The sequence below is a fragment of the Nocardia anaemiae NBRC 100462 genome, assembly GCF_001612725.1.
Taxonomy (GTDB): domain Bacteria; phylum Actinomycetota; class Actinomycetes; order Mycobacteriales; family Mycobacteriaceae; genus Nocardia; species Nocardia anaemiae.
This window is the reverse complement of the sequence record NZ_BDAZ01000073.1, coordinates 56,042-65,296: the sequence shown is the minus strand read 5'-3', so window position 1 is coordinate 65,296 and position 9,255 is coordinate 56,042. Positions and strand designations below refer to the sequence as shown.

Annotated in this window: 9 protein-coding genes and 1 pseudogene; 4 read left to right on the top strand and 6 right to left on the bottom strand. The window is 64.4% G+C overall.

Going from position 1 to position 9,255, the window contains the following annotated elements:
- Positions 1 to 62 precede the first annotated feature (62 nt).
- The 3 genes and pseudogenes from NA5_RS43535 to NA5_RS33835 all read left to right on the top strand — a co-directional run.
- Positions 63 to 182 (top strand): annotated as a pseudogene (locus tag NA5_RS43535) (hypothetical protein); the annotation flags it as partial.
- Between the two features lie 516 nt (positions 183 to 698).
- On the top strand, positions 699 to 1,163 hold the full coding sequence (locus NA5_RS33840; protein WP_084484636.1) for a PfkB family carbohydrate kinase: 465 nt from the start codon (positions 699 to 701) through the stop codon (positions 1,161 to 1,163).
- Positions 1,160 to 2,383 (top strand): MFS transporter, encoded by a 1,224-nt coding sequence (locus NA5_RS33835; RefSeq protein ID WP_157110790.1) that lies wholly within the window; start codon positions 1,160 to 1,162, stop codon positions 2,381 to 2,383. Before NA5_RS33840 ends, NA5_RS33835 begins: the two co-directional genes overlap by 4 nt.
- A gap of 167 nt (positions 2,384 to 2,550) precedes the next feature.
- Here NA5_RS33835 and NA5_RS33830 read toward each other — a convergent pair whose 3' ends face one another.
- Positions 2,551 to 2,742: a hypothetical protein gene (locus NA5_RS33830; protein ID WP_062993099.1), complete on the bottom strand. Its 192-nt coding sequence runs from the start codon at positions 2,740 to 2,742 to the stop codon at positions 2,551 to 2,553.
- A gap of 307 nt (positions 2,743 to 3,049) precedes the next feature.
- Between NA5_RS33830 and NA5_RS33825 the strand changes: the two genes are divergently transcribed.
- Positions 3,050 to 3,709: a helix-turn-helix domain-containing protein gene (locus tag NA5_RS33825; protein ID WP_157110789.1), complete on the top strand. Its 660-nt coding sequence runs from the start codon at positions 3,050 to 3,052 to the stop codon at positions 3,707 to 3,709.
- A gap of 8 nt (positions 3,710 to 3,717) precedes the next feature.
- Here the strand turns inward: NA5_RS33825 and NA5_RS33820 are convergent, their stop codons facing one another.
- The 5 genes from NA5_RS33820 to glnT are packed head-to-tail and all read right to left on the bottom strand — an operon-like array spanning position 3,718 to position 9,228.
- Entirely contained in the window at positions 3,718 to 4,965 is a 1,248-nt protein-coding gene (locus NA5_RS33820) for an allantoate amidohydrolase (RefSeq protein ID WP_062993098.1), read from the bottom strand.
- Positions 4,962 to 6,275, bottom strand: a complete 1,314-nt coding sequence (locus NA5_RS33815) for an FMN-binding glutamate synthase family protein (protein ID WP_062993097.1) — start codon at positions 6,273 to 6,275, stop codon at positions 4,962 to 4,964. The genes NA5_RS33820 and NA5_RS33815 overlap by 4 nt, the downstream gene beginning before the upstream one ends.
- 3 nt (positions 6,276 to 6,278) lie before the next feature.
- Entirely contained in the window at positions 6,279 to 6,974 is a 696-nt protein-coding gene (locus tag NA5_RS33810; RefSeq protein ID WP_062993096.1) for a GltB/FmdC/FwdC-like GXGXG domain-containing protein, read from the bottom strand.
- Complete coding sequence (locus NA5_RS33805) at positions 6,959 to 7,858, bottom strand: class II glutamine amidotransferase (protein WP_062993095.1); 900 nt, start codon at positions 7,856 to 7,858, stop codon at positions 6,959 to 6,961. Before NA5_RS33805 ends, NA5_RS33810 begins: the two co-directional genes overlap by 16 nt.
- 26 nt (positions 7,859 to 7,884) lie before the next feature.
- On the bottom strand, positions 7,885 to 9,228 hold the full coding sequence (gene glnT, locus NA5_RS33800; RefSeq protein ID WP_062993094.1) for a type III glutamate--ammonia ligase: 1,344 nt from the start codon (positions 9,226 to 9,228) through the stop codon (positions 7,885 to 7,887).
- Between the last annotated feature and the right edge of the window lie 27 nt (positions 9,229 to 9,255).

The following is a 9,255-nucleotide window of genomic DNA, read 5'->3' as shown; positions in this document are numbered from 1 at the left end:
AGATTCTGACCGGGTGTGACACGCTGCGGCTGGTCAACCAGCATGTCGCCGACTTCGCGGGCATGGTCCGTGAACGCGGCGGCAAACACTTGGACACGTGGATCGCCGCCGCCCAGGACAGCGGCATCAAACAACTCGCGAGTTTCGCCGATGGCCTGCTCAAAGACTATGATGCAGTTCGCAACGGCCTCACGCTGGAGTGGAGTAGCGGTGCTGTCGAAGGCAACGTGAACCGCGTGAAATGCTGAAGCGGCAAATGTTCGGCAGAGCCAACTTCGATCTTCTGCGCCGCCGCGTCCTCCTGGTCGAGTAGCACGCCACCATCGAAAGTGCGCCAGAGCCAGTATTCACTGGCCGCTGTCAGACCACACAGAGAAAGCTGACAAGCAGCTGGCCCAGAGAATCGGATGCTGCAGGGGCAGGGTACGCCGACTGGTTTCACTCGCAGTCTGGCTGAGTGATCGCCATGTCGCCCGACAGATGATGGTTCCGCCTTCGATTCCTTGTGGTGCCCGCACCGCCTGATCGCTACGAACTGCCCGGGGAACCCAACGTGTGGGAGAGCGTTGCAATTCCTCGGTGTTCAATGGAGATCCTCGTTCGCCACGTGGGCATATTCTGCGCCACTGAGGGGGGCAAATACGCCATGGACGAGATGTCGGCCACATTCGCGGCTCGTATATCCCTAACCTCACCGCATGCAAGAAGAAGATCTGAGTGTCGTGGCGAGCGCTGCCAGGCGAGTGGCGCGCGAAGCGATCCTCGTGGATGCTGCCGACAACGTGTCACGTATGTTGGCAACTACATCGGTTCTGGGTTTTACCGAAACAACCGAATTGATTGATGGGGCTGAAACAATCGTCGCTGCCGGAGTCGGTTGCGTCGTTGTCGCCCGGGACTCGAAAGGCGCAATCGTCGTCACGAACAACGACGTAGCCGAGGTTCCCGCCTATGACGTCGATGTGGTCGACACGTCTGGCCGTGGCGATGCATTCTCAGCGGGATTTCTTCGCGGCCGCTCGCTCAAATCGGACCTTTGGGGCAGCGGCGAATTGGGCTACGCCACCGCTGCCCAGGTTGCCGGCGGTCTCGGTACTGGCGCAGGGAGCTACTCGCTCGAGCGTGTTCGTGAGTTCTCCAAGAACACGTTGGTACTCGAGTGACGAACGCACGATCGAAGGTCGCCGTTGTTGGGGTGGCCGTTGCGTACGGTGCACAGGGACTGGGCTACGCGGCCATGGTCACAGCCATGCCAGCCATCAAGGAGCGTGTCGGCTTATCCGATGTCGGCGTGTCAGCGGTGCTGCTCGCAGTCTGCATCTGCGCTGCGTTGGGATCGATGCTCGCGGAAAGGGTCTCAGTTCGTTGGGACAGTAGAACTGCGGTCTGCGCTGGATTCGCAGTCCAGTTCGCGGCCATGCTCATCACTAGTACGACCCACTACCTCCCGATCTACCTCGCCTCCGCGACCCTGTTCGGCCTCGGAGTGGGCATGGTCGATGCGGCCGTGAACATGCAGGGAGTGGCAGTTCAGTCGCGTGGCGAAACCTTGTTGCTCGGTCGGTTCTATTCCGTATTCACGGCCGCAGGAATTCTTGGGGCCCTGGCCTCCTCTGGTTTCGCAGCACTTCACGTGTCGCCGATCAGGCTCGTCACGGTCATCGCATTCGTACAACTCGCCGTCGCCATCTCGGGTTGGTTTCGACTCGACACGCAACCCCCTGGGGGTACAGCGTCGACATCGGCCAGTACCTGCAGGTCCTCCGCCGTGCTTCCGCACCGTGCGATCTTCGCGATTGGCTCGTTGATTTTTGTCGTTTACGTGCTGGATGCGTCGGTGTCGAGTTGGAGCACGATCTACCTCTCGGAGGGGCTGCTTACCACCGCGGCTGCCGCGCCGGTTGGTTATGCCGCCTACCTGGGGGTCGTCTTGGTTACCCGGCTCGTGATCGACGATGCCGCGAATTACTGGGGTAGGAGGCTCATCGGAACTCTCGCTGCGACCACTGCTGCAGCTGCGTGTTTCGCTGTTGTCTTCGGACCTCATGTCTGGGTCGCGATCTTGGGCTTCGGTCTCTCCGGCGTGGCAACCGGTGCTCTCGTGCCCCTGGCGTTCACGGCCGCCGGTGAACTCCTACCCGAACGAACCGACGAAATCGTTGCCCGCGTAAATCTGTTCAATTACGGCGGCGCTGTCACGGGTGCGGTATTCGCGGGAATCGTAGCGACTGGTGCAGATCTGCGATTCACATATCTTCTACCCGCGGCCGCTTTCTTACTGGCGCTTCCGGTGATCCGCCGTCTGGAGGGCCCGATCAGGTCCAGGGGCATCACTCCCACGGAAGAAACACAGGATGCGGCGGTCCGACCAGAACAGAACTAGACGAACAAAAGCCCAAGTCAACGAGTTCTATCGACAGATGTCGAGCCGAGGATCACTGGTGATCCTGCACGTGCAGGTAGTCGAAAGGTCCCGAAGTCGATGTCGTCGGGTGTGAGCCCGAGCTTCTCGAGCACGACGTCAGGCTCGTTGTAGTGCTTCAGCATTCATTAACGCCTCGAGTAAGCGACGCTGAGAATCCGGTCGGTGAGCTTCTGCAGGTTGCGCTGAACCGGCGCTCCCGCGGAACCGTCGGGCACTGCGGGCTCGAGTATCAGGGTGCGCAGGTTGCCGCCGCAGCCGTCGTACTGCACCACGATCACCCGGTTGCGCGCTCGCTGACCCGCAACTGAGTAGAGCACGTGCAACCACGTTGCGTCGCACGATTGTCGCCCGCCCTGCTGGGATCACCCGTCGGCAGCGAAAATCTGTGCTGCACTTGCCGGTTCACTGGCCGTGGGGCACCACTTGGCGGCAGTTGTGACACACCACCGCGCCGCACTCTCGACCAACCTAGACCGTCCCGACGGGCCCGGAACAGCAATGGAGGGTGGGGCTGACCAGCGACTACCGGCTACTGAAAGTCCCGGAACTCCACGCACCACAGACACGCTGACCCGTGCGGACCAGCGAGAAACCATATCAGCAGATCAAGGCTAAGATCACATTGTGCTGCCGAGACCTGAACACCGCGATACGGGCGATCCCGCGCCGGTGCAGCGGGAGGTTTCACACGGCGGGCCGACCGGCGCTGAGTTGGAGCGGGTCATTGGGCGGCAGGTGCGAGCGCTGCGGTTGGCGAGCGGTCTGTCGGTCGGGGAGATGGCAGCCAAGGTGGGGATTTCCAAGGCGATGTTGTCGAAGATCGAGAACGCGCAAACGTCGTGCAGCCTGTCGACGCTGGCACGATTGGCGGCCGGACTGGATGTGCCGGTGACATCGCTGTTCCGGGGCGCGGACAGCGCACGCGAGGCGGTGTTCACCCCGGCTGGGCACGGGTCCGCGATCGTCGGTCGTGGTACCCGCGTGGGACATGACTACGAGTTGCTGGGGGCGCTACGCGGGCAGCACAAGCGGCTCGAACCCGTATTGGTCACGCTCACCGAGGCCAGCGAGACCTTCCCCCTGTTCCAGCACGCCGGAACCGAACTGCTCTACATGCTGGAGGGCGTCATGGTGTATGGCCACGGTGATTCCGAATACACACTGCGCCCGGGTGATTCGTTACTCCTCGACGGTGAAGGCGCGCATGGGCCCAGCGAACTGGTCCGTCTGCCCATTCGGTTCCTGGCCGTCACCGCCTATCCAGACAAGCACGTCGAGGTATGAAAGGCGGATCAGGTGACCCAGGCCGTCATGACATCGGCCAAGGCCACAGTGCCGAGGTGACAGTCGGCGGTGTCGGCGTGCTCCGCTGGTGAATGGGAGACGCCGGTCGGGTTGCGTACGAACAGCATTGCGGTGGGGACACGGTCGGACAGGATGCCGGCATCATGGCCCGCCGCGGTGGGGAAGACCGGAATCTCGCCCAGGTGAGATAGGGCCCGGGCCAGGCGGGTTCGGAGCTCGGACGGGAAATCCACTATGGGCGTGACGGATTCGGTGTGGACGGCCAGGTCGATGCCCTCTACGGTGGCGTCGGCGTAGGCCGCGGCGGTGATGCGGGCGACCAGGGCGTCGAGGGTGGGTTGGTCGGCGGCGCGGGCGTCCAGCCAGGCACGGACGCGGGAGGGGATCGCATTGGTGCCGTTGGGGGATACCAGGACCTTGCCGAAAGTGGCGACCGCGTGGCAGGCCGATGCTTCGGCTCGAGCGGTCTGGACTGCGGCGGCGAAGGCGAGCATGGGGTCGTGGCGGTCGATCAGGCGGGTGGCGCCGGCATGGTTGGCCTCGCCGGTGAAATCGAATTCCCAGCGGCCGTGCGGCCAGATCGCCGAGGCGAGGGCCAGTGGACGGTCGACCAGGTCCAGTGCTCTGCCCTGTTCGATGTGGAGTTCGACGAAGACACCCACACGATCGGTGAGCGTCGAGTCGGGCCCGAGTCGGTGGGGGTCACGGCCGGCTCGGGTCAGCGCCTCCGCGAGGGTGATTCCGTCGATATCGCGGAGCCCTAGTGCGCGCTCGGGGGCCAGCATGCCGGTGGTCAGCTGCGAACCGATACAGGCGACGCCGAACCGCGCGCCCTCCTCGTCCGAAAACGACACCACCGCAATCGGTAGCGAAGGCTCGATGCCGCGCTCGCGCAGGAGATCCACCGCTGAGAATGCGGATACGACGCCCAGTGGGCCGTCGAAAGCTCCGCCGTCGGGTACGGAATCCAGGTGGGAGCCGGTGACGAAGGCTCCCTTCGGATCGCCGATCCAATTGTTGGGCAGCCACCAGGCCCACAGGTTGCCGTTACGATCCTCCTCGAGATCCATCGACCTGGCGGCCGCGCAGCCGCGAAACCATTCGCGCAGTGTGAGATCGGCGTCTGACCACGCGAAGCGACGATATCCGCCGGTGCCCGTGTGGTGCCCGATATCTGCTATCTCCGCCCAGAGCGAGTCGAAAACCGGTGCGTCCGATGAAGTTTTCTCGCTCATGCACGTTCCCCCGGAATCCAGTTCGTGCCCGCCAGCGGAACTCGTGCCATTGCGGCGGCCTCCACGGTCAGTGCGACCAGGTCCTCGGGTTCGAGATTGCGCAGATGGGATTTGCCGCAGGCGCGGGCCAGGGTCTGTGCCTCCATGGTGAGCACGCGCAGGTAGTTGGCCAGTCGGCGGCCACCTTCTATCGGATCGAGACGAGATGCCAGGTCCGGGTCCTGGGTCGTGATGCCCGCGGGGTCGCGACCGTCCTGGAAGTCGTCGTAGAAACCTGGCGCGGAGCCGAGCGCCTCGTATTGGGCGGCGAAGCGAGGACTGTTGTCGCCCAGGGCGATCAGGGCCGCGGTGCCGATGGCGACCGCATCCGCGCCCAGCGCCATGGCCTTGGCCACATCCGCACCCGTGCGGATCCCACCGGAGACGATGAGCTGCACCTTGCGATGCACTCGGAGTTCCTGTAGCGCCTGGACTGCCTGCGGGATGGCGGCCAGGGTGGGGATGCCGACGTGTTCGATGAAGACGTCCTGGGTGGCGGCGGTACCGCCCTGCATGCCGTCCACCACCACGACGTCCGCGCCCGCCTTCACGGCCAGTTTCACGTCGTAATAGGTGCGCGTCGCACCGATCTTGATGTAGATCGGTTTTTCCCACTGGGTGATCTCGCGCAGTTCCAGGATCTTGATGGCCAGGTCGTCGGGGCCGGTCCAGTCGGGGTGGCGGCAGGCGCTGCGCTGGTCGATGCCCTGGGGCAGGGTGCGCATGCCGGCGACGCGTTCGCTGATCTTCTGGCCGAGCAGCATGCCACCGCCACCCGGTTTCGCACCCTGGCCGAGGACGACCTCGATGGCGTCAGCCTTGCGGAGATCGTCCGGGTTCATACCGTAACGTGACGGAAGGTACTGGTAGACAAGGTGTTTGGACTGGCTACGTTCTTCCGGTGTCATGCCCCCGTCGCCGGTCGTAGTGGAGGTGCCGACCGCGCTCGCGCCGCGACCCAGCGCTTCCTTGGCAGGGCCGGACAGCGCGCCGAAGCTCATGCCGGCGATCGTGATCGGGATATCCAGGTGCAGTGGACGTTTGGCGTAGCGGTCCCCGAGTATCACATCGCTGTCGCAGCGTTCGCGGTAGCCTTCGAGGGGGTAGCGCGACATGGACGCGCCCAGGAACAGCAGGTCGTCGAAGTGTGGAAGCGCGCGTTTTGCGCCCCAACCGCGGATGTCGTAGATGCCGGTATCGGCGGCGCGCTGGATCTCGGCGATGGCGCGGCGGTCGAAGGTCGCGGATTCGCGCAGGGCGGGATTGGTCATGGTTCAGTACGCTCCGGCATTGTCGACATGGAAGTGATAGAGCTGGCGGGCCGAGCCATAACGGGTGAATTCCGCGGGGTCGGCGTCGAATCCGGCCCTCGACAACAGTTCGCGCAGCTCATCCAGATGCTCGGTGAGCATGGGTTTGCGCACGCAGTCCGCGCCCAGCGATGCGACCTTCCCGCGCACGTAAATGCGCGCTTCGTAGAGCGAATCACCCAGCGCTTCACCGGCATCGCCCAGCACGACCAGGCGGCCGGCCTGGCCCATGAAGGCGCTCATGTGGCCGATGCTGCCACCGACCACGATGTCCACGCCTTTCATCGATATGCCACAGCGCGCACCGGCATTGCCCTCGATCACCAGCAGGCCGCCGTGTGCGGTCGCGCCCGCCGATTGGGAGGCGTCGCCGCACACGCGCACGATGCCGGACATCATGTTCTCCGCGACGCCGACCCCGGCGCTGCCGTTGACAGTTACGTTGGCGTGCTGATTCATACCGGCGCAGTAGTAGCCGACGTGGCCTTCGATGACAACGTCGGTGTCGCGGTCCAGTCCGCATGCCAATGCATGGGCGCCTCGCGGGTTCGCGATGGTCGCCCTCGCTGGAGCATCGGCGGCCAGCAGGGCGGAATTGACCGCACGCGTGCCCTTTTCGGCTACATCCAAGATGGTGCGCTCGGTCACGATCGCCGCCATATGTACACCTCTTCCGGCTCGGGTTCGAAGATTCGGGCCTGTTCGACGCCGGGCAGATTCGCCAGGGCGCGATACTCCGACGCCATGGCCACCCAGCGGTCGGTCTCGGCGATCACCGCGGGCTTGCAGGCGATGGCATCGCGCACCACGGCAAAGGAATCGCTGGTCGATACCAGCAGCGTGTAAAAGCCGTCGAACACCTCGTTCAACAACAGCAGCGCTTTCTCCAGGTCCGCGCACTGCGCCAGCTGATCGGCGACGAATCGCGCGCCGACCTCGGTGTCGTTCTCGCTGTCGAATTCGACACCGCGGCGCTGCAATTCGTGCTTGATGCTCATGTGGTTGCTGAACGAGCCATTGTGGACCAGACACTGGCCGTTGCCCACCGAGAAGGGGTGTGAGCCTTCCGCGGTGACCGCGGATTCGGTCGCCATGCGGGTATGTGCGACACCCTGCCAACCCTGCGCGGACGGCAGCCCGAAGCGGTGCGCGAGTGCGGTCGGATTGCCGACACCCTTGAGTACGGTGAGGTCGGCACCGGAGCCGATGACGCGGGCGTGCGGGGCCACTTTCCGCGCCGCCGCGACCAGTTCATCCACTGTGGCAACGGAATTCAGCACCACGGTCGGATCGAGATCCAGCGCGGTGACCGGCGCGCCAGCGGTCGCCGTGAGCTGCTCGGCGAGTTCGGCTGCGGAGAGTGGGGAATCCAGGAGCGAGACGGTCGCGGTGCCGGGCGGTGACCACACCGGATCGCCATAGACTGCCATCCCGGCCGAGTCGGGGCCACGGTCACACATCTGGTCCAGCATGCCGGTGAGCAGTTCGCCAAGGCATGGATAAAGCGCGGGGTCGCGCAAGTGCAAGCCGACAATGCCGCACATGATGTCCTCCAAAGGATTTCGACAGTTCAGAAAGCAGTGAGATAGTGCTCGATCTCCCAATCGGAGACCGTGTTGTGCCAGGCGAAGAACTCCTCGCGCTTGCGGTCCGCGAAGTAGGCGGCGACGCCGGGACCGGCGATATCTAGAGCGGAGGTGAGCACTGGATCGGATTCCAGCGCGTCCATGGCGTGTACAAGCGTCATCGGGAGCATGTCGCCCTGACGTTCACCGGGTGCTCCGGGATCCAGTTCCCGCTTGATCCCATCGAGACCAGCGGCTATTGCGGCGGCCATCGCCAGGTAGGGGTTCGCGGAGCCATCGGCCCCGCGCAGTTCGACTCGGTGTGGGTCCGGGACACGCAGGTAATGAGTGCGATCATTGCCGCCGTAGGTGGCATGGCGTGGCGACCAGGTCGCACCGCTGGTCGTGTTGGTCGCGCCGATTCGCTTGTACGAGTTCACTGTTGGAGCGATAACGCCTTGGAGTGCGCAGGCGTGGTCGAGCATTCCCGCGAGGAAGCTGTATGCGGTCGGCGAAAGGCCGAGACCGCGTGGGTCTGTGGCATCCGGAAAAAGCGGTCGGTCATCCGACCACAGCGACAGGTGCATGTGCATGCCCGACCCGGTGCGGTCGGTGAACGGCTTGGGCATGAAAGTGGCCTTCATGCCGCGTTTTTCGGCGATCACCGAGAGCAGATAGCGGGCGGTGATCACGCGGTCGGCGGTGGTGAGCGCGTCGGCGTAGTCGAAGTTCTGCTCGAACTGTCCGTTGGCGTCCTCGTGGTCGCTGGCGTAATTACCCCAGCCCAACGAGTTCATGGCTTGCGATACCTCGGCCAAATGGTCGTACATGCGCGTCACGTCGCGCGCGTCGTAACAGGGCTGCAGGCTGACATCGGCGACATCGGCCGGGGCCAGCCCCCGCGACGTCCGTTCGACCAGGAAATACTCGATCTCAGCGCCGACATTCACGGTGTAGCCGCGCTCGGCCGCGCGAGCAAGGGTGCGCTGCAGGATGACCCGTGGCGCGAATGGCCACGGTTTGCCCTCCACATGCGGCGTGCAGTGCACCATCGCCAATCCAGGGCGGACGAACGGAATCGGCGTGAAGGTCGCCGGGTCCGGGAATGCCATCAGATCCGGATCACGGGGCTGCTGCCCGATCATGCCCGCGGCGTATCCGGCGAACCCCACGCCGTCCTCGGCGAGTTGGTCCACCGCCTGCACCGGAACCAGTTTGGCGCAGGGTTTGCCGGACAGCGTGGTGAACACTGCCAGGATGAAGGCGGTGCCGCTGGCCTGGGCCTGCTCGGCGAGGGAGGGGTGGGTGGTGATTGCCGTGACGGTCGCGGCGGGGGTGTCTATCGCCATGTCGGCTCCTGGAACAGCGGGATACAT